Annotated in this window: 19 protein-coding genes; 10 read left to right on the top strand and 9 right to left on the bottom strand. The window is 72.6% G+C overall.

All coding sequences use genetic code 11. The features are described from left to right. Positions 1-69 precede the first annotated feature (69 nt). The 4 genes from FXF51_RS03650 to FXF51_RS03635 all read left to right on the top strand — a co-directional run bounded on the left by FXF51_RS03650 (position 70) and on the right by FXF51_RS03635 (position 5,967). On the top strand, positions 70-2,793 hold the full coding sequence (locus FXF51_RS03650; protein WP_187414158.1) for a DEAD/DEAH box helicase: 2,724 nt from the start codon (positions 70-72) through the stop codon (positions 2,791-2,793). An 18-nt stretch (positions 2,794-2,811) separates the two neighbouring features. Continuing rightward, a complete protein-coding gene (locus tag FXF51_RS60470) occupies positions 2,812-3,162 on the top strand; it encodes a hypothetical protein (protein ID WP_187414189.1) in 351 nt (116 codons plus the stop codon). A gap of 136 nt (positions 3,163-3,298) precedes the next feature. Then, a complete protein-coding gene (locus tag FXF51_RS03645; RefSeq protein ID WP_262379271.1) occupies positions 3,299-5,224 on the top strand; it encodes an ABC transporter ATP-binding protein in 1,926 nt (641 codons plus the stop codon). A gap of 143 nt (positions 5,225-5,367) precedes the next feature. Beyond that, positions 5,368-5,967, top strand: coding sequence for a TetR/AcrR family transcriptional regulator (locus tag FXF51_RS03635; protein WP_148432798.1), 600 nt, complete (start codon positions 5,368-5,370; stop codon positions 5,965-5,967). A gap of 421 nt (positions 5,968-6,388) precedes the next feature. On the opposite strand, the gene FXF51_RS03625 is transcribed toward FXF51_RS03635, so the two are convergent. Both FXF51_RS03625 and FXF51_RS03620 read right to left on the bottom strand, forming a co-directional pair. Beyond that, positions 6,389-7,810, bottom strand: a complete 1,422-nt coding sequence (locus tag FXF51_RS03625) for an RNB domain-containing ribonuclease (RefSeq protein ID WP_262379270.1) — start codon at positions 7,808-7,810, stop codon at positions 6,389-6,391. Between the two features lie 22 nt (positions 7,811-7,832). Continuing rightward, a complete protein-coding gene (locus FXF51_RS03620; RefSeq protein WP_148432797.1) occupies positions 7,833-8,156 on the bottom strand; it encodes an STAS domain-containing protein in 324 nt (107 codons plus the stop codon). Positions 8,157-8,500: 344 nt separating this feature from the next. Here FXF51_RS03620 and FXF51_RS03615 point away from each other — a divergent pair, with 344 nt between their 5' ends. Next, on the top strand, positions 8,501-9,355 hold the full coding sequence (locus tag FXF51_RS03615) for a hypothetical protein (protein WP_148432796.1): 855 nt from the start codon (positions 8,501-8,503) through the stop codon (positions 9,353-9,355). Beyond that, positions 9,355-12,243, top strand: a complete 2,889-nt coding sequence (locus tag FXF51_RS03610; protein WP_148432795.1) for a hypothetical protein — start codon at positions 9,355-9,357, stop codon at positions 12,241-12,243. The genes FXF51_RS03615 and FXF51_RS03610 overlap by 1 nt, the downstream gene beginning before the upstream one ends. A gap of 7 nt (positions 12,244-12,250) precedes the next feature. On the opposite strand, the gene FXF51_RS03605 is transcribed toward FXF51_RS03610, so the two are convergent. Further along, positions 12,251-13,156 (bottom strand): siderophore-interacting protein, encoded by a 906-nt coding sequence (locus FXF51_RS03605; protein ID WP_148432794.1) that lies wholly within the window; start codon positions 13,154-13,156, stop codon positions 12,251-12,253. Positions 13,157-13,340: 184 nt separating this feature from the next. Here FXF51_RS03605 and FXF51_RS03600 point away from each other — a divergent pair, with 184 nt between their 5' ends. After that, positions 13,341-14,798, top strand: a complete 1,458-nt coding sequence (locus FXF51_RS03600) for an RICIN domain-containing protein (protein WP_148432793.1) — start codon at positions 13,341-13,343, stop codon at positions 14,796-14,798. A gap of 135 nt (positions 14,799-14,933) precedes the next feature. After that, a complete protein-coding gene (locus FXF51_RS03595; protein WP_148432792.1) occupies positions 14,934-16,997 on the top strand; it encodes an alpha-galactosidase in 2,064 nt (687 codons plus the stop codon). On the opposite strand, the gene FXF51_RS03590 is transcribed toward FXF51_RS03595, so the two are convergent. Then, complete coding sequence (locus FXF51_RS03590) at positions 16,994-17,962, bottom strand: ArsR/SmtB family transcription factor (RefSeq protein ID WP_148432791.1); 969 nt, start codon at positions 17,960-17,962, stop codon at positions 16,994-16,996. The two genes, FXF51_RS03595 and FXF51_RS03590, sit on opposite strands and share 4 nt — an antisense overlap. A 92-nt stretch (positions 17,963-18,054) precedes the next feature. Here FXF51_RS03590 and FXF51_RS03585 point away from each other — a divergent pair, with 92 nt between their 5' ends. Beyond that, positions 18,055-18,648, top strand: a complete 594-nt coding sequence (locus tag FXF51_RS03585) for a hypothetical protein (protein ID WP_222871113.1) — start codon at positions 18,055-18,057, stop codon at positions 18,646-18,648. Here FXF51_RS03585 and FXF51_RS03580 read toward each other — a convergent pair. The 4 genes from FXF51_RS03580 to FXF51_RS03565 are packed head-to-tail and all read right to left on the bottom strand — an operon-like array spanning position 18,645 to position 23,112. Then, positions 18,645-19,265, bottom strand: a complete 621-nt coding sequence (locus FXF51_RS03580; protein ID WP_148432790.1) for a hypothetical protein — start codon at positions 19,263-19,265, stop codon at positions 18,645-18,647. The two genes, FXF51_RS03585 and FXF51_RS03580, sit on opposite strands and share 4 nt — an antisense overlap. Then, on the bottom strand, positions 19,252-20,856 hold the full coding sequence (locus FXF51_RS03575; protein WP_148432789.1) for a vWA domain-containing protein: 1,605 nt from the start codon (positions 20,854-20,856) through the stop codon (positions 19,252-19,254). Before FXF51_RS03575 ends, FXF51_RS03580 begins: the two co-directional genes overlap by 14 nt. Beyond that, positions 20,853-21,998 (bottom strand): toxic anion resistance protein, encoded by a 1,146-nt coding sequence (locus tag FXF51_RS03570; protein ID WP_148432788.1) that lies wholly within the window; start codon positions 21,996-21,998, stop codon positions 20,853-20,855. Before FXF51_RS03570 ends, FXF51_RS03575 begins: the two co-directional genes overlap by 4 nt. Before the next feature lie 16 nt (positions 21,999-22,014). After that, complete coding sequence (locus FXF51_RS03565; protein ID WP_262379269.1) at positions 22,015-23,112, bottom strand: hypothetical protein; 1,098 nt, start codon at positions 23,110-23,112, stop codon at positions 22,015-22,017. A 242-nt stretch (positions 23,113-23,354) separates the two neighbouring features. Between FXF51_RS03565 and FXF51_RS03560 the strand changes: the two genes are divergently transcribed. Further along, on the top strand, positions 23,355-23,852 hold the full coding sequence (locus FXF51_RS03560) for a hypothetical protein (RefSeq protein ID WP_148432787.1): 498 nt from the start codon (positions 23,355-23,357) through the stop codon (positions 23,850-23,852). A gap of 77 nt (positions 23,853-23,929) precedes the next feature. Here the strand turns inward: FXF51_RS03560 and FXF51_RS03555 are convergent, their stop codons facing one another. Next, the gene (locus FXF51_RS03555) at positions 23,930-24,334 is read right to left on the bottom strand and encodes a hypothetical protein (protein WP_148432786.1); all 405 of its coding nucleotides are present in this window, start codon (positions 24,332-24,334) and stop codon (positions 23,930-23,932) included. Positions 24,335-24,342 lie beyond the last annotated feature (8 nt).

Below are 24,342 nucleotides of genomic sequence, written 5' to 3'. Positions count from 1 at the left end.
GAAAGGGACGGGCGGCGGGCCGGAATGGGCGGGACGGACCGGAATGGCGATTTCGGTAGGCTGACGGGTATGACAACGCCAGCGGAACGCTACGCGGCCTTCCGTCAGAAGCACGGGGACGACGGGGCCGCTCTCAGATCGTTCCGAGGTCTCTACGACTTCGAGCTGGACGACTTCCAGCTGGACGCCTGCCGCGCCCTGGAAGCCGGCGACGGGGTGCTGGTGGCGGCGCCCACGGGCTCGGGCAAGACGGTCGTCGGGGAGTTCGCCGTCCACCTGGCCCTGGAGCAGGGCCGCAAGTGCTTCTACACCACGCCGATCAAGGCGCTGTCCAACCAGAAGTACAACGACCTGGTCAAGCGGTACGGCACCGCCAAGGTCGGCCTGCTGACGGGCGACAACAGCGTCAACGGTGAGGCGCCCATCGTGGTCATGACGACCGAGGTACTGCGCAACATGCTCTACGCCGGCTCGGCGACGCTGGCCGGGCTGGGCTTCGCCGTGATGGACGAGGTGCACTACCTGGCCGACCGGTTCAGGGGCGCGGTGTGGGAAGAGGTCATCATCCACCTGCCCGACTCGGTGCGGCTGGTGGCGCTGTCGGCGACCGTGAGCAACGCCGAGGAGTTCGGCGAGTGGATGGGCGACGTGCGCGGCGACACGACGGTGATCGTGGACGAGCACCGGCCCGTGCCGCTGTGGCAGCACATGATGGTCGGCAACCGCGTCTACGACCTGTTCATGACCGACGACCTGACGCCGCGCATCAACCCGACGCTGATGCGGGTGACGCGTGACGCCGAGCGGCTGACGGCGGGCCGGGGCAGGCGCGGTTACGGCCGGCCGCAACGCTCGCGCCCACCGGACCGGGTGCAGGTGATCGAGAAGCTCGACTCCGAGGGGCTGCTGCCCGCGATCACGTTCATCTTCTCGCGGGCGGGCTGCGAGGCGGCGGTCAAGCAGTGCCTGTACGCGGGCATCCGGCTGACCAGCGACCGCGAGCGGCACGAGATCAGGCAGCTCGTGGACGAGCGCACCGCGCACCTGCCCGACGAGGACCTGGCGGTGCTGGGCTACCTGGAGTGGCGCGACTGCCTGGAGCGGGGGCTGGCGGCGCACCACGCGGGCATGCTGCCGGCGTTCAAGGAGGTCGTGGAGGAGCTGTTCACACGCGGGCTGGTCAAGGCGGTGTTCGCGACCGAGACGCTGGCGCTGGGCATCAACATGCCGGCCCGCAGCGTGGTGATCGAGAAGCTCGACAAGTGGAACGGCGAGACGCACGCCGACCTGACGCCGGGGGAGTACACCCAGCTCACCGGCCGGGCCGGGCGGCGCGGCATCGACATCGAAGGTCACGCGGTGGTGCTGTGGCAGCCCGGCATGGACCCGCTGTCGGTGGCGGGGCTGGCGGGCACCCGTACGTACCCGCTGCGTTCCAGCTTCCAGCCGTCGTACAACATGGCGGTCAACCTGGTCGGCCAGTTCGGCCGGGAACGCGCCAGGACGCTGCTGGAGGAGTCGTTCGCGCAGTTCCAGGCGGACCGCGCGGTCGTCGGGCTGGCCAAGCAGCTGCGCAAGCACGAGGAGGCGCTGGAGGGCTACCAGGAGGCGATGACGTGCCACCTGGGCGACTTCCCCGAGTACGCGGCGCTGCGGCGGCGCCTGTCGGACCGGGAGGCGGAGCTGTCGCGCGAGCGGGGCTCCGCGCGCCGGGCGGCGGCGGTGCGGTCGCTGGAGGCGCTGCAGCCGGGTGACGTGATCCGGGTGCCGGGCGGGCGCCGGGCCGGGCTGGCGATCGTGCTGGACCCGGGCCGCAACCCGCGCGGCACCGGGCCGAGCCCGCTGGTGCTGACGATCGGCAAGCAGATCAAGAAGCTCGACCCGGCCGACTTCCCCGTGCCGGTGGAGCCGCTGGAGAAGCTGCGCATCCCGAAGAACTTCAACGGCCGCTCGCCGAAGGAGCGGGCCAACCTGGTCTCCACGCTGCTGGCCAAGATCGGCGACCGCGACCTGGGCAAGCCGGTCAGGGCGCGGGACCACACGGTGGAGGACGACGAGGTCAACGAGCTGCGGCGGCTCATCCGCCAGCACCCGTGCCACGGCTGCGACGAGCGCGAGGACCACGCGCGCTGGGCGGAGCGGTACTACAAGCTGCTGCGGGAGACCGAGGGGCTGCGGCGCAGGGTCGAGGGGCGCTCGCACGTCATCTCGCGCACGTTCGACCGCATCTGCTCGGTGCTGGAGCAGCTCGGCTACCTCGACGGCGAGGCGGTCACCGACGAGGGGCGGCGGCTCGGCCGCCTCTACACGGAGCTGGACCTGCTGACGGCGGAGTCGCTGCGCAAGGGGCTGTGGGAGGAGCTGGACCCGGCGGAGCTGGCGGCGTGCGTGTCGGCGCTGGTGTTCGAGTCGCGGGCGTCCGACGACGCCCGCCGGCCGAAGATCCCGGCGGGGCGGGCGCAGGACGCGCTGTCGGCGATGATCCGGCTGTGGGGGGAGCTGGAGGGCATCGAGTCCGACCACGGGTTGTCCACGATCAGGGAGCCGGATCTGGGGTTCGCGTGGGCGGCGTTCCGGTGGACGAAGGGGCACAGCCTCGACGCGGTGCTCATGGAGGGCGTCAACGGCAACGAGCTGGCGGCCGGTGACTTCGTCCGGTGGATCAAGCAGCTCATGGACCTGCTCGGCCAGCTCGGGAACGCGGCGCCGCCCGGCAGCAAGATCAAGCAGACCGCGGTGAAGGCGATGGACGCGATGCGGCGGGGTGTGGTGGCGTACTCGTCGCTGACCTGACCCCCGTCCCGGCACGAGATGCTCTTGAGAACCGGTTCTCAAGAGCATCTTTTGCTTTCCGGTGGCGTGACCCTTGCCGTTTTACCTGTCGCCGGGCGCCTTTACTTCTTCGCCGCCATCGCCTTTCCGGCCTGGTTTTACCAGTCAAGACTGTTTGAAATCAGCGAATATCTGCTGATTTATCGCATTTCGGGTGCTAGCGTCCGATTTGTCAGTGTTCAGCCAACGGGGGAGGAATCATGGCGAACACGCAACTGTCTCAGGCCGGATACCGGCAAGGATGGGGTTGCCGTCGCAGGCGCCGCTGCTATCGCAGGTGGAACTGCTGCCACCGGCGTCGGTGGTGGGGGTGCTAGAGCGCCCCGTTGAGAGCCGGCGGCTCAGCCGCCGGCTCTCATTGAGCGCCTCCGGCCGTGAACTCGCGCCGGCGATTTCCCTTCGCCGCACCTTTCGCGAATTCTGGCCGGACACTCGCGGACTGCGAAGGCTGTTCGCGGCCGGGGTGGTGTTCGCCATTCTGGCCGCGCTCTGCGAGGTCGCCGCGATCCGCCTGTTCGGGCACATCACCGACGAAGTGCTGACGACCCGCGACCTCGGGTCCTTCTGGGGGCCCGCCATCTGGTGGCTCGGGCTCGCGGCACTCGCCGGGGTGACGTCCTTCGCGGGGGCCTACGCCACCGCGCTGGGCGCAGAACGGTTCCTGCTGGCCCTGCGCGACCGCGTGTACGCGCACGTGCAGACGCTCGCCCCCGACTTCGCCGAGAAGCGGCGGCTGGGCGACCTGATGGCCCGCCTGACGGACGACGTCGAGGCCATCGAGGAGCTCGTCGGGTCCGGGCTCGTGAAGATCATCACCACGGTCGCCAGCGTCATCTTCTTCGCGGGGGCGGCCTTCTTCATCCGATGGGACCTCGCGCTGCTGACCATGGCGCTCATCCCGCTGTTCCTGGTGGTCTCCAAGGTGTTCGCGGGCCGCTTCAGGTCCGCGGCGGCGCTGGAGCGGGCGAGCAACGGGGCGATGAACAGCGTCCTGGAGGAGGGGCTGGCCAACCAGCCGCTCGTGCAGGCCTACAACCGGCAGGGCGCCGAGTCCCGGCGGCTGCACGGCGAAGGCCGCGGCTGGCTGCGCGCCAACATGGCGCAGGCCTGGCTGGCCGGGCTCTACAGCCCGGTCGTCCAGCTCATCGAGACCGTCTGCCTGATCGTCATCCTCGGGTTCGGCGCGTGGGAGATCGCCGCCGGCCGGCTGACGCTCGGCGGGCTGCTCGCCTTCGCCGCCTATCTGGCCCTGCTCTACCCGGCCGTGCAGTCGCTGGGGGAGCTGGCCATGACCGTCTCCGAGGCGGCCGCCGGCTCTGACAGGGTCATCGAGATCCTGCGCGCCGGGCCTGCCGTCACCGACGCCGGCGACGCCGTGCCCGCCGCCCGCGGGCCTGGCCGCGTCGCCTTCGAACGGGTCGGCTTCGCCTACCCGGACCGGGGACGGCCCGTCCTGCGTGACCTGTCGTTCGCCGCCGAGCCCGGCGAGGTCGTCGTCCTGGCCGGGCCCAGCGGGGCCGGCAAGTCCACCGTCGCCAAGCTGCTGCTGCGCTTCTACGACCCGGACGAGGGCCGCATCCTGCTCGACGGCGCCGACCTGCGGAGCCTGACGCGGGAGTCGCTGCGCGACAACGTGACGATCCTGCACCAGGAGACGCTGCTGTTCTCCGGGTCCGTACGCGACAACATCGCTTACGGCCGGCCCGGCGCCTCGCTCGACGAGGTGATCAGAGCGGCGGAGGCGGCCGGGGTGCACGACTTCGTCAAACTGCTGCCCCAGGGGTACGACACGCCGGTCGGGCAGCGGGGGCGCCTGCTGTCCGGCGGGCAGCGGCAGCGGATCGCCATCGCCAGGGCCATCCTGCGGGACACGCCGGTGCTGGTGCTCGACGAACCCACCGCCGGGCTCGACGACGCCACGGCCGCGCAGGTGATGCGGCCGTTGCGGCGGCTCATGGCGGGGCGCACCACGGTGCTCATCACGCACGATCTGCGGCATCTGCCGGACAGGGTGCGGGTGGTGGCGCTCGAACCGGTGCCTCGCGAAGAGCGGATCCGGCTCAAGCGGGTCGGCATGCCGCCTCGCGGAGGCCACTCGCCCGGGCCTCGCCGCTCGCCGGTGACATCGGCGTCGGCATCGGCATCGGCATCGGCATCGGCGTCGGCGTCGGCGTCGGCGTCGGCGTCGGCGTCGGGCGGGGTGCTGGGCGGGGTGCCGGGCCGGGCGGTCGTGTCCGGGCCGATGCCCGCGCCTGGGTGCTCGTCGGCTTCGGGACGGTCGCGCGGACCCGAGCCCTGGCCCGTGCCGGGATCCTCGCCCGCGTCGGAGCGCCCGGCCGAGCGTTCCGGTGAGGCGGGCGGCCGTGACGGTGCGCCGGCGTCGCCCGGGTAGGCGTGTGCGGCATCGGCCGTGACGCGCGGCGCCCGTCCCACCACAAAGGGGACGGGCGCCGTTCGGTTGGGCTGGAATGTCCGGCAAGATCCCCGATAGAATCGGAGAGCTCTCTCCGTTTGTCCCGAAGGCAGGTCGAGGTCATGGGCGACGATCACAGCGCCGCCAGGCCACTGCGCGCCGACGCCCGCCGCAACCGCGAGCGGGTCCTGCAGATCGCGCAGGAGGCGCTGGCCAGCGACGGCTTGACGATCTCCTTCGACGAGATCGCCCGGCGGGCCGGCTTCGGGGTCGGCACCGTCTACCGGCACTTCCCGACCAGGGAGGCGCTGGTCGAGGCGGTGCTGCTGGGCCGGATCGAGCGGTTCGTGGCCGACGCCAGAGCGCTGGCCACCGCCGAGGACGCGGGCCGGGCCTTCTTCGGCTGGTTCACGACGGTGGTCGAGCAGGCCGCGGCCAACCAGGCGCTGTGCGACATGCTCGAGAGCGGGTCCGGGATGGCGCTGCGGCCCGGCTCCACGCTGGCCGACGACTTCGCCGCCGCGCTGGCCAGGCTGCTGGCACGGGCGCAACGGGTCGGGGCGGTGCGGGCCGACTTGGCGCCGCAGGACGTGCACGACCTGCTGCGCGGCTGCCTGGCCGCCGAGCGCCGGGCCCGGGCGCGGGGTGGGGCGGTGCGGATGGCGGAGGTCATCTGCGAGGGCATGCGCGCCAAACCGGCCTCACCGCCGCCGACGTTCTGAACACCGCGGACCCCGCCAGCCCTCACCACCGCCACCTGCGCCCGCTCGCGCCCGCACCTGCGCCCGCCCGCACCTGCGCCCGCCCGCACCTGCGCCCGCCCGCACCTGCGCCCGCCCGCACCTGCGCCCGCACCTGCGTCCGCCCGCGCCCGCACCTGCGCCCGTGCCTGCGCCCGCATCTGCGTCCGCTCGCGCCGCCGCCGACGCCGGCACCCATGCCTACGCCTGCGCCTGCTCGGGCCCGCGCTCGCGCCACCCACGCCGACGGCGGGCGACGGCGCGTCACTGCCTCGGCCGGCGCCCGTGGGGGCGGTGCGGGGTCGGCCTGGCGCCCCACGTAGAGGTGGTGCCGGGTCGTCCCGCACCGAGGCGGTGGCGGGTCGCATGATCGGCGTGTTCGAGCAGGGGCGGGCGGCGGGTGTCAGGTGGCGATGGTGAAGCGGACCTCGCGGGTGGACGGGTCGGCCTGGGTGAGCCGTACCGTGACCTGCTCCCCCAGAGGCAGCGCACCGTCGCACCGCCCGATCACCGCCGGATCCACGAGCTGCACCTGCCCACCGCCCCGCCGCTCGTCCACGTCGATCACCACGGCCTCGAACGCCTGCCCGATCCGATCCCGCAGCAGGAACGCCTCCACCAGGTCCACGCACGCCCGCTCCACCGCCCCCGCTCGCCGCCCCGACGCGGCCATCAGGTCGGGCAGGAGGGGGAGGGCGGCGCGGACGGATGCGGGGACGGGTTCGCCTGCCGCGACCGCCAGGCAGACCTCGGTCGCGTAGCGGTCGGCCAGGCGCCGCAGCGGGGCGGTGACGTGCGCGTAGGGGGCCGCGACGGCGGCGTGTTCGGCGAGCCGGGGCGGGGCGCCGTCGAAGGCGACGTAGCCGGCGCCGCGCAGCAGCACCTTCGACTCGTGCAGGAACGCCGCGTGCCGCCCGGCCTTGGGGTCGAGGCCGTGCACCACGGCGCCGTAGCCGGCGCCTTCTGGCCACGGGACGCCGAGGGCCTGCGCGACCCGCCGTACCTTGGCCAGGTCGCCGGGCTGGGGGCGGGGCAGGACGCGGAGCAGGCCGATCTCGGCGTCGAGCATCATGGTGGCGGCGGCCATGCCGGTGAGCAGGGAGATCTGCGCGTTCCACGCCTCGGCGGGCAGGGGCAGCCGGAACTCCAGCCGGTAGCCGCCGTCGTCGCGCACCACTTCCTGGTCGGGGGTGGGCAGGGTGACGCCGCCGCGCTCGCGTTCGAGCGCCAGCCTGAGCTCGCCGATCTCGGCGAGCAGTTCGAGGACGCCGTCGGCGGTGCCGGTGTCGTGCACGGCCTGCACGTAGTCGTAGTCGTAGCGCTCGCGGCTGCGGACGAGGGCGCGCTGGACGTCGGCGCCCACGGGGCGGCCGTCGGAGTCGAGGTCGACGCGCCACACGACGGCGGGCCGCAGCGCGCCGGGCAGCAGGCTGGCCGCGCCTTCTGACAGCACGGGCGGGTGCAGCGGCACCTTGCCCGCCGGCAGGTAGACGGTCTCGCCGCGGGCGCGGGCCTCGGCGTCGATCACGCCGCCGGGCCGGACGAACGCGCCGACGTCGGCGATGGCGTACCAGACGCGGTAGCCGGCGCGCAGCCGTTCGAGGTGCACGGCCTGGTCGAGGTCCATCGAGCCGGGCGGGTCGATGGTCACGAACGGGACGTGCGTCAGGTCCTCGGCGTCCAGCCGCGGCACCTTGGCCACCCACGCGGCCTCGTCGAGCACGGCACGGGTGAAACCGCCGGGCAGCTTCAGCTCCCGCGTGATCCGTTCGAACCCGTCCTCCAGCTTGAGAGGTATCTGATCGGGAACCTGAATCGTAGGCACGCGTGACAACCTACCGGCGCCCTCAGGTGAGGTGCTGGTCGAGGCCGGTGATGCGGAGCAGGCGGCGCATGTTGGGGGGCACGCCCTCGATGTGCAGGGGGGTGTGCTGGTGGGCGGCCTGGTTCTGGACGGAGACGAGGATGCCGAGCCCGGCCGCGTCGATGAAGGACAGCCGGCTCACCTCGATGACCAGCTCCGTGCCGGGAGCCTGCGAGTGACCGGCCTCCTGCAGCAGCGCGAGCAGGTGGCTGCGGAGCAGCTCGGTGGTGGCGATGTCGAGCTCGCCGGCCACGCTCACCATGAGCGTCCCGTTGTGGCGGCTGGTGGTCAGGTGTAGTGGATCCATATCCGGCTCCGCGCTCTCTCAGGGCCGGGATCATCCTGTCGGTAGCGCGGACCCGCCCTTGGCACCAGAGGTCATGCATGCGTCACATAGAGCGACTGTGTGCTTCCGATGTGGAGTGTACATGCCTGTACGTACGCGTCGAGAGGGCGGCGGCGATTCGGGTAGACAGGAGAATTCCTCAGGAAAACAATTCCTGTTACCAGATAGAAGAAACTTCATCCTTCGCCGCGGTAGTGGGCGGCCCGCTTCCCCCTATCCCAATTTACCGAAATTTCGGTATTTGTCGGAGGCGATCACTACGCTGCTAGCCCTGTTGGGATACGAGGGGAAAGCGAACCAAGATCGTGTTAATCGCAGTCGCAGTACTGGCCGCCGCCGTGGTGGGCGCGGTGGCCTGGTGGCTCCGCCGGAACGGAACCTCCGGCGAGGACCCGGCGAACGCCGGGAGCGCGTCCGAGGCGGAGCCGAAACGGGGGTGGGAGCTGCTGCTGACGTCCGAGGCGCGGGCGGCGTTCACGGAGGGCCTGCGGGCCTGCCACGAGGCGGGCGGGGCGTTGCGGGTGGGAGCCGAGCAGGGGGTGCTCAGCACGTACGAGCCGCCGCGGCTGATCTCCCTGCACCTGCTCGCCGACGCGTTCGCGGCCCGGGGGGACGCGGCGCTGCACGACCCGCAGGGGACGGTCGAGACGCTGCTGGAACGGGTGGCGGGGGCCGAGCGGCCGGGGGTGCTGCACCTGCGGCCCGGCTGGCTGGAGGAGGAGGTGGACGGCATGGACGCCGCCGCCTTCGCCGCCGCCGTGGGCCAGGCCGTGCGCCCGAAGGGCTGGACGGCCGAGCCGGTCGTTGGAGCGTTGCAGGTCACCGTGCCGGGCGACGAGAGCGTTCCCGAGGGTGGGGAGAAGGCGCTCACGCACGTCAACGGCACGCCGATCAAGTCGCTGGCCGCCAGGGAGGAGCCCGTTCAGGGTGACGGGGCGCTCGTGACGGAGGAGGCGAACACGCTGATGCTGGACCTGGCCCGGGTGCTCGACCTCTACCGCGAGGCCCGCGCCCAGCGGCCGGACGCCGATGCGGAGACGCTGCTGCGCGAGGTCGTCCCCCGCCTGGTCGCCGCCGGCGGTCCCGGCGTGACCTGGGCCAGACCGCCCAGGCGGGGGGAGCTGCGCACGGTGCTGGGGAGCTCTCCGGAGCTGCACTGATGGCGGGGAGAGTGGCGCTGCGCGGCGGGATCGCCGTGGCCGCCATGCTGCTCCTGTTCGGCGCGGGGCTGTGGACGGTCTCCCGGATGACTCCCACCGTCCACCCGCCGGCGGAGTCCGCGTCCGAGCCGGTCGAGGAGTTCACGGCGGGCGAGCTGCTCCTCACCGTCGAGCCGCGCCGCGTGCCTCCCGGCACGCGGTCGGTGCGGCTGAGCGCCGACTGCGCGAGCCCGCCGGCCGAGACCGTCGCCCAGTCCGGCGCGTTCGCGGGCAGCCCCGCGTTCACGCGCGACCCGTCCGGGACGACCACGCACGCGGACGCCGCCCTGGACCCCGCGCTCGCGCCCGGCAGGTACCACGTGTTCGCCCGGTGCGGCACCCGGTTCGGCAGCGCCGAGCTGGAGATCGCGGCAGGCGACGGCCCGCCGGAGAGCGCCGCGCGGGAACGGGTCGCCACGACGCGCATCACGCTCGCCCCGGCCAGGACGGGCGAGTGGCGTGACCACCCGGCGGGAGAGCACACGACGGCCGAGCCCGACCCCGGCCAGGCCTTCGTCAGAGTGGGGCTCGTCCACGAGATGCGGGTGCCCGTCGACGACCCCGACGTGGCGGCGTTGCGGGCGGGCGCGGCGGGCTACAACGCGGCCGCGTTCCTGGAGAGCAGGCTGGGCACGTTCGACGTGGAGACGTCCCAGTCGCTGCTGGACCTGGAGTACTCCGCCCCGGTCGTCAGGGCGGAGCCGGGCTCGGGCGAGGCCGTCATCACCTACACCGGCCTGTACTACGGCACGGCCTCCACGGTCACGGAGGCCTACGCCGGCATCGCGTACACGCCGCCCTGGCCCGCGGCCGAGCCCCCGCTGAACGCCCACGAGATCGTCGCCTCGGCCACCGGCTGGACGGTGGCCGGGGTGAGCGGCCCGCCGCCGCTGGCGCAGGACGCGCATCTGCTGCGCCTGAACGGCGGCCGACCGGCGCGGATGGCCTTCATCAGGGACGGCCGCAACGCGTCCGTGGCCGGGTACCTCGGCGAGGACAGGATGCTGGCGGCGTTCCTGGAGGGCGGCGAGTTCGAGGACCCGCCGGGCGCCGAGGACGACACGGAGCCCGTGACCCTGTGGAACCTCGGGGATCCCGACACCTTCGTGGGGCGGGCCTGGACGGCGTCGCTGGTGACGGCGATGGCGGCGGCCGTGCTGATCTTCCTGCACGCCCTCGCGCGCGCCCTCGGCGGCGCGTGGTGGCGCCGCCGGCGCAACTGGCCGCTGGCCGCTCTGGGCGTGGGCGGGGGCGCGGTGTACCTGTTCGCCACCGAGTCCGGGTTGCTGGAGTTCACGGTGTGGACACTGGTGGCGGGCGTCTCCGGGCTGGCGTTGTTCTCCACCTGCCGGGCCGCCAGGGGGCACAGCGACCTGCCGGTGGCGGTGGCGGCGGTGTTCGCCGCGCTGGCGGGGCTCGTCCTGGCGGCCTGGCCGCTGGCGTCCGCCTTCGGGCCCTGGCCCGCGACCGGGGTGCTGGCGGTCGCGGCGGCCGTGACGGCCGCCGTGCCCCGGCTGCGCGGCGGCCTGACGCGGACCGGCCTGACGCTGCTGGGGGCCGGGGGGATGCTCGCCGCCATGGCGGTGGTGGCCGGGTTCGGCCCGCCGCACCTCATGTGGGTGGCGCTGCTGGCGCTGGGCTGGCTCGCGACGGTGTTCGGCTGGTCGAGCGAGGCGAGTCACCGGTGGACGGTGCCGGGCGCGGCGCGGTGGCTGCTGGTGACGTCGGTGGTGTTCGGCGTGCCGGTCTACGCGCTGACCTACCTGGACGATCGCAGCACCTGGGCGTCCATGGCGTGGGACGAGGTGTTCAGCGTGGCCATGACGGTGGTCTACCTCGGCCTGCCGCTGCTGGCGCTGATGATGCTGGTCGTGCGGATGCGCCGCTTCGGCCAGGATCACGAGGGGCTCACCGAGCCGGCGGCCTTCCACACGGCGGTGTTCCTGCTGCTGTTCGCGCGGTTGCAGGCCACCGGGCTCGCCGTCGGCGTCCTGATGCTGCTGGTGTGGGCCGGTGTGTTCGTGCTGCTGCCGGCTCCGCGGGCCGAGCTGCTGCGCCCGGTGCCGGCCGACGAGCACCGGCTGCTCGTCCGGGACATGATCAAACGCCGGTCGGCCCGTACGGCGCTGACGGCGCTGCTGCGGCAGCCGGGGGAGGGCGACGACTTCGAGCAGCGGCGGCAGGCGCTGGAGCGGGCGGGCGACGAGCGCGACGGGACGCTCGACTCCGACCTCGCGCTCAGCACCCTGGCCGGGCGGACCCCGTGGCAGAACGGGCTGGCCTCGTTCTGGGTCGGACTGGGGCTGTCGCTGCCGTTCTCGGCCGTGCGGATCGTGGAGTCGGTGCGCGCGGGCCAGACCGGCGTGCCCGAGCTGGCCGCGGCCGCGCTGGCGGTGGTGTCGCTGCCCCTGCTGTGCATGGTGTTCGGCTACTTCTACCCGCGGGTGCGCGGCACGCACCCGGTCGCCAAGTGCCTGTCGCTCTTCGTGACCGCGCTGCTCGTCGAGCTGCCCACGTACATGCTGACGCTGCTCGTGGCCTCCAGCGGCGGCGTGGTGCCGTCCACGCTGGGCGAGCCGCTCGCCGGGGTGCTCGTCGCGGTGGGCAACACCGCCGTGGTCAGCATCGGGCTGGGGCTGTGGTGGGAGTGGCGGCTCATGTGGCTGGCGGGCGAGCCGTGGGGGCGGGTCAGGAACGTGCGCACGCTGCGCGCCCTGGCCGCCCCGCTGGCCGCGGTGTCCATCGCGGTGGCGACGACGGCGGCGACCGCGCTGGTCAACAACGTGATCGCGCCGCTGCCCGGCGGCACGGCCGCGGAGACGACCCCGTCACCGACCCGCAGCCCATGACCCGTGATCAGCCGGTGTTCTCGGCACGGCCCTCGCGCCAGTAGCCCATGAACGCCACCGAGCGCCGGTCCATGCCGCGCTCGGCCACGAGGTGCCGGCGGAGCGTCTTGATCACGGACGCCTCGCCGGCCAGCCACGCGTACATCGGGCCGTAGTCGACCTCCTCCTCCGGCGGCACCTCCCACAGCTCATCGGTGTCCACGTCCACGTCCACGAAGTCGGCGGACCCGGCGGGGGCGGCGTTCGACGGGAGCAGGCGGCCGGCGGCGGCGCGGACGGCGGGCACGAGCTGAGCGCCGCGCTCGCCGCCGTTCCTGGCCAGCCAGGTGACCTTGACGGAGGCGGGCGTCTCGACCGGCAGGGCGTCGTCGTCGCAGGGCACCTCCAGGAGCACCTCGCCGTTCAGGTGGGCGGGCAGGCGCTCCAGGATGGCGCAGATGGCGGGCACGGCGGTCTCGTCGCCGGCGATGAGCACGCAGCCGGTGCCGGCGGGCGGGTGGAACTCCAGCCCGCCGTGGCGGCCGTCGAAGCGGGAGTGCGGGCCGAAGAGCGCGGCGACGTCGCCAGGCTGCACGCCCTCCGCCCAGCGGGCGACGGGGCCGCCGTCGGGGTGCATGACGATGTCCACGTCCACCTCCCCGGCCTCGGGGCGGACCGTTCTGGCGGTGTAGGTGCGCATCGGGTTGCGCCTGGCGGTGTCCAGCTCGCGCCAGCGCTGGTACCAGTCCTGACCGGTGGGCAGGTGGGCCATGCCGTGCTCGGGGACCGGGAGGAAGAGCTTGACCCGCTGGTCGAAGCCGTTGTCGGCGAAGTGGTGCAGGTCGTCCCCGGTGAAGGTCACCCGCAGGAACGACGGGCTCAGCCGTTCGAGCCGGTCCACCCGTACGTGGAACATGTGAAAGGGCTCGGTCATCCCCGAAATCTCCGATCTGGATTAGGTGAGCCTAACCTAAACGATCGAGCGACTTAAAGCCACTCGCGCAGGTCGAGGGCGGGGTGATGAAAGTTTCAGGGACGATTGACAGTCGGAAAGCGCTTACCTAGCGTGTGGGTCGCTCGCTGGGGGGACGTCAGGCCAACAGCAAGGAGCGTGGATCGTGCGACAGACCATCAACGGCAGCGCGGCTGCCCTCATCGCGATCGTCCTGGCCCTGACCGGCGCCACGGTGGCCGGAGTCGCGAGCGCCTCCACGGGCGGCTCCACGGCCGCCGCCGCGCCCGCGCCCGGAGCGTACACCGTGGTGAACAACGGCAGCGGCCTGTGCCTCACCGTGCCGGGATCCAGCGCGTCCGACGGCGTGCAGCTCACGCAGAGCGCCTGCGGCGGCGCCGCGCAGACCTGGGCGCTGGCGGCGAGCGGCGGCGGCTACACGCTCAAGGCCGCGCACAGCGGCAAGTGCGCGGGCGTCAGGGACGCCAGCACCTCCGCGGGCAAGGCCGTGCAGCAGGAAAGTTGCAGCGGCGCCTCCTCCCAGACCTGGACGCTGCCCGAGTCGGGCGCCACCGTCAGGGTCGTCAACGCCAACGGCGGCAAGTGCCTCAACATCAAGGACAACGCGACCGCCTCCGGCGCCCTGGTGCAGCAGAACTCGTGCGACTCCGTCGCCACCAAGCAGTGGCGGCTCGTGCCGGCCGGCAGCATCCCCACCGACCCGCCGACCGACCCGACGGACCCGCCCACCACGCCTCCGCCCGGCAACCCCACCGGTCTCGTCGGCTGGGCCACCCAGGGCGGCGGCACCACCGGCGGCGGCAACGCCTCCCCGACCACCGTCACCAGCGCCTCCGCCCTGACCAGCGCTCTGTCGTCCGGCAGCGCCGCGGTGATCAGAGTGTCCGGGACGATCTCCTGCTCCGGCATGCTCCGCGTGGCCTCCAACAAGACCGTGCTGGGCAACTCGGGCGCGGTGATCTCCGGCTGCGGGTTCAACATCTCCGAGGCCTCGAACGTGATCGTCCGCAACCTCACCTTCCGCGGCTGGAACGACGACGCGATCAACGTGCAGTACTCGACCCGCGTCTTCATCGACCACAACACCTTCACCGACGGCTACGACGGCGCCGTGGACGTCAAGCGGGCCAGCGACTACGTCACCATCTCCTGGAACAAGGTCACCAGCCACGACAAGGTCATGCTGCTCGGCCACGACGACGGCAACGGCGGCGAGGACCGCGGGCACCTGCGCGTCACATACCACCACAACTGGTTCGACGGCACCAACCAGCGCCACCCGCGCGTGCGGTTCGGCAACCCGGTGCACGTCTACAACAACTACTACGGCAACGTCGGCGGCTACGGCGTCGCCTCCACCGAGGGCGCGGGCGTGCTCGTCGAGGGCAACTACTTCGAGAACACCGACGACCCCTTCCACCTCGGCGAGGGTGACTCCGGGCCCGGCACGCTGGTCGCCAGGAACAACCACTTCGTCGGCTCCGGCAGCGGGCAGAGCGGCGGCAGCGTCGCCTCCATCCCCTACTCCTACTCGCTCGACGGGGCCTCCGGCGTCAAGTCGATCGTGACGGCGGGCGCGGGCGCCGGGCGCATCTCCGTCTGAGTCTCCTCCCGGTCCATCCCCCCGGCCCCTCCGGCGCCCGCCCGCCGGAGGGGCCTCGTCGTGCGCCCGCCGGAGCGGGCGAGGTAGCGTCGTAGCGCTGAACAGGTATCCCCCTCCCTGCGATAGGAGCCCGACTTGTCTCCTGTGATCCTTTCCGCCGCGGGCGTCGCGCTGGTGCTCGACGACTCCGGCCCCGGCCTGCCACGCGTCCGGCACTTCGGCGCGAGCCTCGGGCCCGTCGCCGCGGCCGGCCTGCTGCCCGCGCTGGCCGGCCCCGCGCCGCGCCTGCTGCCCGCCCAGGGCGACGGCTGGTACGGCCGGCCCGGCCTGTCCGGCGGCAGGGACGGAGAGCACTGGCCGGTGCGGTGGACGGTTGACGGGATCGACGTGGCGGCCGAGCCCGGCTCCGGCGGCTCGGTGACCATGACGGCCTCCGACGCCAGGGCCGGGCTGCGGTTGTCGAGCGAGCTGGTGATGGACGGCGGCGGCCTGGTGCGGATGCGGCACACGCTGACCAACGCCGCTGCTTCGCCGTACCGGGTGGCCGGGCTGGTGTGCGTGCTGCCGGTGCCCGCGCGGGCCGGTGAGCTGCTCGACTTCACCGGCCGGTGGGCGCTGGAGAAGGTGCCGCAGCGCGGCGCGTTCGGGCAGGGCGTGTGGTCGAGGGAGAACCGGCGCGGACGCACCGGGCACGACGCGACAGGGCTGCTGGTGGCGGGCACCGAGGGGTTCGGGTTCCGCCGCGGCGAGGTGTGGGCGGTGCACGCCGGCTGGAGCGGCGACCACGTGCACTACGCCGAGCGGCTGGCCGAGGGCGTGGCGCTGCTCGGCGCGGGCGAGCTGCTCGAACCGGGCGAGGTCGTGCTCGCCGAGGGCGAGCGGTACAGCACGCCCTGGGTGTACTTCACCTGGTCCGGCGCCGGACTGGACGACGCGAGCGCCCGGCTGCACGGCCACCTGCGGGCCCGCCCGCTGCCGGTGCGCCCCGTCACGCTGAACAACTGGGAGGCCACCTACTTCGACCACGGCCTCGACCGGCTGCTGGAGCTGGCCGACCTGGCCGCCGCCGCCGGGATCGAGCGGTTCGTGCTCGACGACGGCTGGTTCCGCCACCGCCGCCACGACCGGGCGGGCCTCGGCGACTGGTACGTGGACGAGGGCGTCTGGCCGGACGGCCTGCACCCGCTGGCCGACCGGGTGCGCAAGCTCGGCATGCAGTTCGGCCTGTGGTTCGAGCCCGAGATGGTCAACCCCGACTCCGACCTGGCCCGCGAGCACCCCGACTGGATACTCGGGCACGCCGAGCGCATGCCGCCGCCGCAGCGCCACCAGCAGGTGCTAGACCTGGCCAGGCCCGAGGCGTACGCGTACCTGCTGGAGCGGCTGGACACGCTCGTCGGCGAGTACGCGCTCGACTACATCAAGTGGGACCACAACCGCGACATCGCCGAGCCGGTGCACGACGGCGTGCCGGGCGTGCACGCGCAGACGCTGGCCACCTACCGGCTGCTGGACGAGCTGCGCGCCCGCCACCCCGGGCTGGAGATCGAGTCGTGCTCGTCGGGCGGCGCGCGCGTCGACTACGGCGTGCTGGCCCGCACCGACCGGGTGTGGACCTCCGACAGCAACGACGCGCTCGACCGGCAGCACATCCAGCGCTGGACGGGCCTGCTGGTGCCGCCGGAGCGGATGGGCTGCCACGTCGGCGCGCCGCGCGACCACGTCACCGGCCGGTCGGTGCCGCTCGCCTTCCGCGCCGCCACCGCCCTGTTCGGGCACATGGGCGTGGAATGGGACCTGACCGCGGCCGGCGAGGAGGAGCGCGACGAGCTGGCCACCTGGATCGCGCTGCACAAGCGGCTGCGGCCGGTGCTGCACGCCGGGCGGGTGGTGCGCGCCGACCTCGCCGATCCTGCGGAGCTGCTGCACGGGGTGGTGCTGCCGGAGCGGGCCGTGTTCGCGTACGCGCAGCTCAGCTCCAGGCTCGCGATCGAGCCCGGCCCGCTGCGGCTGCCGGGGCTCGACCCCGAGGCCGTGTACGAGGTGCGCGTCGCCGGCCCCGTGCCCGAGCGGGTGCTGATGCCGGAGTGGGCCGCCGCACCGGTGCGGCTCACCGGCGCGGTGCTGGGAGAGCTGGGGCTGCCCGCCCCGGCGTTGCGGCCCGCGTCCGCGCTGGTCATCGAGCTGGAACGGGTCTAGTGCGAGGGCGCTGAGCCGCGCAGCATGCGGGCGCCCAGCTCCGTCAGGACGTGGTAGACGCGGTTGCCCTCACGGCTGGCGGTGAGCAGCCCGGCGTTCTGGAGGATCCTGGCGTGCTCGCTGGCGGAGGCCGGCGAGATGCCGGCGCGCAGGGCCAGGCCGGTGGTGGTGGCCGGGGCGTCGGCCACCGCCGCCAGCACGCTCGCCCGGGTGGCGCCCAGCAGCCTGCGGAGCGAGCGTGACGGCTGCGCCGGGTCGTCGGTGAGCCAGGCCGGGTCGTGCCTGACCGGGTAGACGAGCACCTGCGGGCCGGTGGGGTCCTGCAGCGTGGTGGGGGCCCGCCAGCAGAAGAACGACGGGATCAGCACCAGGCCGCGGCCGTCCAGGCGGACGTCCCGGTCGGCGGGGTGCAGCGGCAGGGACAGCACCGGAGGCTGCCAGATCGCGAACGGCCGCAGCGCCGCGAGCGCCGCTTCCGCTCCGCCTCCGAGGAACTCGTGCGCCAGCCTGGCCCGCTCCGCGCGCACCGCCGTGTCGATCGAGCTCCAGTACGGGGCGACGGTGCGGCGGTGGTAACCCGTCATCGCCGCGCCGAGCAGCCGCAGCGCGGGCGGCCGGCCGCGGCTCAGGTCGGCCAGATCGGGCGACGGGCGGCCCTCCAGCCGCTCGACGTCGCCGCGCAGCCGCCGGCGGGGCGTGGCGAGCACCGTCTCGACGGCGGCGCCGAAGTCGCCGGGCGCCCCTGACGGGGTCAGGAAGTCCGCGGAGTAACCCCAGGGCGGGGCGAGCGAGAAGAGCAGCCGCATGTCGGGGGCCAGCGTCTGCCGCGCCCGCCGCCGCCAGCCGCCGAACACCGCGGCGCCCTCGCGTTTTCCCAGCAGGTGAACGCTGAGCAGGACCTCCCACAATGGATCGGGCGCCGCGGCCACCCGGACCCGCGCAAGGTCTTCCCCCGAGAAATGCATGCGTAAAGTCATCGGCGCGTAGCCCCCCGCGACAATCGTGCCCCCGGCGCCTGCCTCCCTGTTTCGGCGCACTCCGAAACACGATGCCTCGAATGCGCTTCCCGGCCCAGTCTGAAGCCGAGCACACCGGGCCGGAATCACCGAATCCGGCCGGAGAAATCGGATGGAAGGAAACGTCGATGCACACGATGCACCGAAACACCTGGCACCGCATGACGGCGCGCGCCTGCGCCTTGCTCGCCGCGTTGTTCGTGGCTCTGACCTGCGCGATGGCCGCCTCGGGCGCGGCCCAGGCGGCGGCTCCCGCCGACCCGGCGGCGTTCCCGCCGGCGCCGGAGGGCGCGCAGGCGCGAAACGCGGCCGCGGTGTCGCCGGGAATCTCGCCGGCCGCCCGGAGAACGTACCACGCCAATCCCGGCGACCCGTGGGACTGCCCTCTCGGAAACCTGTGCGCGGCCGTCTGGGACAACACGACGGGTAATTGGAAAGCGTTCGACCTCTACACCTGCCACCGCTACGCGCTGTCCCACTGGGAAGGGTACGGCGAATACAAGAACAATCAGACCGGCAACGTGACGTCGTTCTTCTACGGCCAATACTTGGAGGAGAAGGCGCGCTTCACGCCCGACTATCCGGCCAAGCACGGCGTGGACTGGTCGCCGATCTGGCACATCCGCAACTGCTAACCCAGATCCAGCTCCGACCCGCCGAACCGGTCGCGCAGGAACCGGCCCTGGTCGCGCAGCGCCTGCTCGTCGCCCCGATGGATCGCCTCGGCGACCTTGCCCATCTGGGCGTCGAGCAGGGCGAGCTGCTCCAGCAGCTCCTCGTGCGCGCTGCGCTCCCGCCCCGCCCGCCGGGTCAGGGCGTAACGGCGGGGCAGGTTCGCGTACGCCTCCAGGCTGGCCGGCAGGTACCGGCGGATCGTCTGCGAGACCACGTGGAGCTGGTCGGGGGAGGCGGTGAGCTGCTCGGCCCTGGCCAGCACGCCGCCGATCACCTCGGCCAGCCCCCGCACGGCGGCCCGCACGTCGTCGGGGAAGCGCCGGTCGACGCGGCGCAGCAGCCCGTCCAGGTCCTCGCGCAGGGCCCGCGTCTCCACCTCGGCGTGCGAGATCGTCAGCCGGACCCGGTCGGGCGGGGCCAGCAGCGCGCCCGCCCCGTACAGGGCGAGCACGACGACCGGCCAGTACGCGCCCGCCACCCCCAGGAAGTGGGCCACCAAACCGAGCAGCGCCAGGCAGGAGCCGACGATGTTCCTGGTCGAGCCCAGGTACCGCAGCGCCCGCTCACTGATAGCCACGGATCTCCTTGAACGCGCTGGTCAGCGACGTCTCCCGGGCGTCGAACACGGCGCCGCCGGTCAGCTCCGCCACCTGGCGCATCTCCTCCACGTCGCTGTCGCCGAACAGCACCACGAACGCGGGCACCCGCCGCCTGTCCTCCGGCAGCGACCGGTAGTGGCTCTCGAAGTCGGCGTAGTCGGAGCCGTCGGTGTTCTCGCCGTCGGTCATGAGCACGATCGAGCCGTAGTGGCCCGCCTCGACCGGGCGGTCGTAGGCGGCCCTGAGGCTGTCGTAGATCGCGGTGCCGCCGTTGGCGGTCAGGCCCTCGGCGAAGCGCTTGATCTCGGCGAGCACGGCCTCCGGGTTCCGCTCGGGGACGGTGAACGGCACCGGCTGCCGGGGCGAGCCGCTGAACGGGATCATCGTCACGGTCTCGCGGTTGCTGAACCGGGTGAACGCGCCGGAGGCGGAGCCGTCCGCGCCGGTCAGCGCCACCAGCGCCTGCCGCAGCGCGTCGATCCTGCCGCCCTTCATCGAGCCGGACGTGTCCAGCACGAACGTGGCCTGCGCCGGGACGCGCACCTGGTTGAGGTAGGTGGCGATCAGCTCGTCGGCGGTGCTGCGCCGGTTGGGGAAGGGCAGCTCGATGAGCTGCGCGGCGCCGAACCGGGCGTCCTGCGGGACGCCGCTCACGATCGGCCGGCGGTGCGTGCCCGTCATGATCTCCTTCTGCACGGCCGGGGTGCGCAGCCACGCGGTGAGCTTGCCGTACAGCGCCTTCTTCTCGTCGGAGGCGGAGGCCAGCAGCGTGAGCGGGTAGTCGGCGCTGACCACGCCGTCGCCCGGGTAGACGAGCGTGAGCGGCTCGCGGGCGCCCAGCAGCACCGACTCGTAGTTGACCATGCCGTCCACGCCCGGGTCGCGGGCGTAGGCGTCGGCCAGCCAGCCCGACGAGCCTGCCGTCAGCCGCTGCGCGGAGAAGAAGTCCTTCAGCCTGGGCGTCACCGACGCGACCTGCTCGGCGGTGAGCGCCCCGTCGGCGTCCGACAGAGCGGCGGCCACGCCGACCAGGGCGGAGAAGCCGGAGTTGGAGGAGGCGGGGTTGGTCATGCCGAAGCTGAACCGGCCGTCCCTGGCCGCCGTGGCGATGTCGGCCCAGGTGACCTGCTTGCCGTTCCAGCCGAGCTCGGCGGCCTTGGCGGGCTTCAGGCCGAGCACCACCGGCGAAGCCATGATCTTGGTCTGGGTGGCCAGCTTGGCCTGGGCGCCGTCGATCAGGGACAGGTAGCGGTTGGAGGAGAACCAGGTGGCGTCCAGCTTGCCGTCGGCGCGGCCGCTCGCCACCTGGTCGGCGCCGTCCAGGGTGCCGGTGTAGGTGAGCTTCACCTGGACGCCGGCCTCGCTCGCGGCCCGTTCCAGGAGGGGCTCCAGGTCCTTGATCTCGCTGCCTGCCAGGACGTGCAGCACGTCCGGGCCGTCGGCGATCTCCGTGGAGTCACCTGCGCAGGCGGCCGTCAGGAGCAGGGCGGCGGAGGCGGCGAGCGCCGCCAGCCGCCGGGCGAGACCGCCTCCCGGGGAGGTGCCGGGGCATCGCCGGAGGCTGCTCATGCCGTGGCCTCCCTGGCGCGGTCCAGGTACGTCCTGGCGTGCTCCAGCTCCGACGACAGGCTGTCCACCGTGACCGCCATGTTGTCCACGGCCTTGGCCCGGAAGGAGTCGATCAGGTCCATCGTGGCGTAGACGTTGTCGAACGCCTGGCGCAGCGTGTCCAGGTCCACGGTCGTCGAGGCGGCCTGGTTCTGGATGGCGCCCGCCTGCGTGCGCAGCATCTCGCTGGTGGCCAGGATGAGGTCGCTGGTCGTCGCGTTCAGCGCGGTGATCTGGTCGAGCACCAGCTTCTGGTTCGCCAGCGCCTGCGCGACCGTCACCGCCGTGCGCAGCGCGGCGACCGTGGTCGTGGTGGCGCGGTCCACGCCCTTGCTGAGCTCCAGGTTGTTCTTGCGGACGAGGTCGAGTGCCAGGTAGCCCTGGGCGGAGACGGCGAGCTGGGTGAGCAGGTCCTGGTGTTTCTGGCGGACGGCGAACAGCGCGTCCGAGCGCAGCGCCGTCGCCTGCGCCTCGTCGGCCGCCGCCACGATGCGCTCCTCCAGGGCCGCGTCCATCGCCTTGGCCATGACCGCGTACTCCTGCAGCCGCGTCATCGCCTCCCACAGGTTCGCCTTCTCGCCCTCGATGGCGGCGTTGTCGCGCAGCAGCTCGTCCTGGCCGGACTTGAGCGCGCGGATGATGTCGTCGAGGTGCTTCTGCGCGGAGTGGAACTTGGCGAAGTAGTCGCGCAGCCGGTCGCCGAACGGGATGAGGCCCAGCAGCTTGCGCGGCCCGCTCGCCGCCTGCTTCGGGTCCAGGTCCACGACGGCGCGGCGCAGCGCCACCAGGCCGCTCGCCACCCTGCCCTGGGCGTCGGCGCCCTCGCCCCGGGCCGCGTCGAGGGCCGCGACGGGCCGCTTCAGCATGCGGTTGGCCACCTGCGAGGCGGACCTGATCTCGGTGTCGCCCATCGAGGAGATGTCGTGCACCTTGCGGGAGAACTCCGGCGAGCGCGGGTCGATCCCGCCCAGCTCGCCGGCGAACTCGCGCGCCTTGGCGGTCAGCTCGGCGGCGCGCTCGCCGGTCATGGGAAGCATGGTGGCCGCCGTCTCGGCCGGTACCGGGGTGACCGGAGCGGGCGGCGTGAGCACCAGATCGGACACGTGCGGGATCTCCTTGTCAGGGACGTGCGGCGTCGATGGTGGTGATGAGCTCGTCCAGCCGCTCGTACGTGGGCGGCTCGACGACGTCCACCAGGTCGGCGGCGGCCGGCGCCCTGGTCCTGGCGACGAGGCCGGCGAACGCCTGCGGGTCGGTGGTGCGGAAGCCGAACTGGGCGGCCAGGGACTGCAGCTCCGGATCCTTGGTGAGCAGCTCGCCGACCCGGCCGCCGTTGCCCGACAGGGGGACGAGGGTGTGCTTGCTGAGCACGGTCGGCGACGGGTAGACCAGGCGCATGCCCGGCTTGATCGCGCCGTCCGCGGCGAAGACGTGCGCCAGGTACTGCGCCTCGTAGACGACCAGCATCGGCGTCTTGCCGGCGCCGAGCGCCAGGTAGTCGTCGAACGAGGCCTCGCTGGTGGACTCGGAGAAGCCCTGGTCGAGTACGGCCGGGGCGAGGACGGGCGCGATCTTGGCGACCTGGCCGGCGGAGGTGATGACGTCCTCGCCGTTGGCCACGTACCCGATCACCGACAGGTACATGGCGGCGGAGTTGGAGGTACGGATGTCGGTCGTCGTCAGCAACACCCGCTTGCGTGCCTTATAGGCCGTATTATCCGGAATTTCATCCCAGCGGGTACCCTTAGCCACTAGGTCCAGATATTTCTTAATATCGAGGGTTTGGTGGCCTTTGTCGGAATTGCTCAGCACTCCGGCCTTCACCAGCAGCTCCGCGATCGGCTCGAACGTGGCCACCGCCATCGGCGAGTAGAACGGCGAGTACGTGATCGTGGCCTTGCGGTCGCGCTTGATCCGCTCGGCAGCCGGCACGCTGGAGGGGAAGGCGAAGGCGTACCGGCTCAGGTCCACGTCCGTGACGATCTGCCGGGACCCGGCGGTGTCCACCTCCACGCGCAGCCCGTGCTTGGCGAAGGCCGCCTGGACGCGCGGATCGTCGAAGAACGGCTTCTTCTCCGACCCGATGACCCCCCGCACCACGGCCACCCCGGGCCCGTCGTCCCCCTGATTGCCGGTGACGATCGCGACCACCGCCACCCCGGCCAGAACCGCCGCCAGAATGACGCCGATCCACCGCTTCATTGAACCCCGTTTCATGAAATGACCCCTATGACTGGGATTATGGGATGGCGGTGACGGGGGTCGCGCGGGTGTGAAGGCGAACGTACGACAGAATTCATTCGCCGTTCACGACCGGCCGCCCGGCGCACCAGCCTCCCGCGTCCGGCAAGAATGGCTTTCGACCTGCGCACTAACGATGCGCTCACGATGCCGTCCGCACCCTGATGCCGCGTTTCGCGAAAGGCGCGAAACGTTCGGACATCGAAGGAGCAGAAAGCATGCACTCTCGCAAGCTGATCGCCGTCCTCGTCCTCGCGGCAGGCCTCGTCGTGCCGGGGACCGTGTTCGCCGGCCCGGCCGCCGCCGACGTCGAGAGCTGTGAAGTGGAGATCGTCGAGATCGTCGCCTACGACGTCAGCGAGAAGGACGGCAAGGACGAGCTTCGCGTCAAGATCGGGGGGAACCTGTTCCCCAACAACGGCTACGTCAACGCCAGGAACGGCGACACCCTGAGCCCCGGTGACTTCGGTGACCCGGTGGCGCTGCTCGAAGTGGACGACGGCGACCTGGCCGTCAGCCTGCGCGAGGTCACCCCGCCCTACGTCAACGACGGCTACAACCTCGGCTCCGCCTACGCCTCGGCCACCCAGTGCTCCGGGCTCGATCCGGGCTACTTCGTGGAGGACGAGGACATCGTCCAGGGAGACGTCAACGGCAACTCCAGCAAGCACTACGAGTACGCGATCACGCTCCGGCTGATCGGCCGCTCCGGCTGACCGGCTCCCCTGACCGGCTCCCCTGACCGGCTCCCCTGGCTGAGGCCCCGTCGCGCGTTGCGGCGGGGCCTTGAGCGCTAAGGGATGACGTCGGCCACGATCGTGGCGGTGCCCTTGCGGCACGAGGTCAGCCTGCCGGTCCGCATGGCCTCGGCGGCGGTGTTGCTCGCGCACTCCCAGCCCGCGACGGTGGCGATCCCGGCCGTGCCCTGCTTGGCGGTCCGCGGCCGGTAGTAGGCGCGCAGGACGCGCTGGGCCTCGGCGCAGCCGGCGCGGCCCCGCTCCACGGCGACGGCCGCCGGCGAACCGTCCGCCGCCTTGACCTCGCCGCACACGGTCCCGGGACCGGCCAGGGCAGGGGTCGCCTCGGGCGCCGGCGTGGTGGCGGGCGGCGTCGTCGCCTGCGGGGGAAGCGGTCCGGGGCCGCAGGCGGTCAGGCAGAGCACGAGCGGGACGACGACGGCGGCGACGCTGATACGCACGGGGAAAC

It is taken from the genome of Nonomuraea sp. PA05, from assembly GCF_008086045.1.
GTDB classification, from domain to species: Bacteria; Actinomycetota; Actinomycetes; order Streptosporangiales; family Streptosporangiaceae; genus Nonomuraea; species Nonomuraea monospora.
This window is presented reverse-complemented; position numbering and strand designations above follow the sequence as displayed.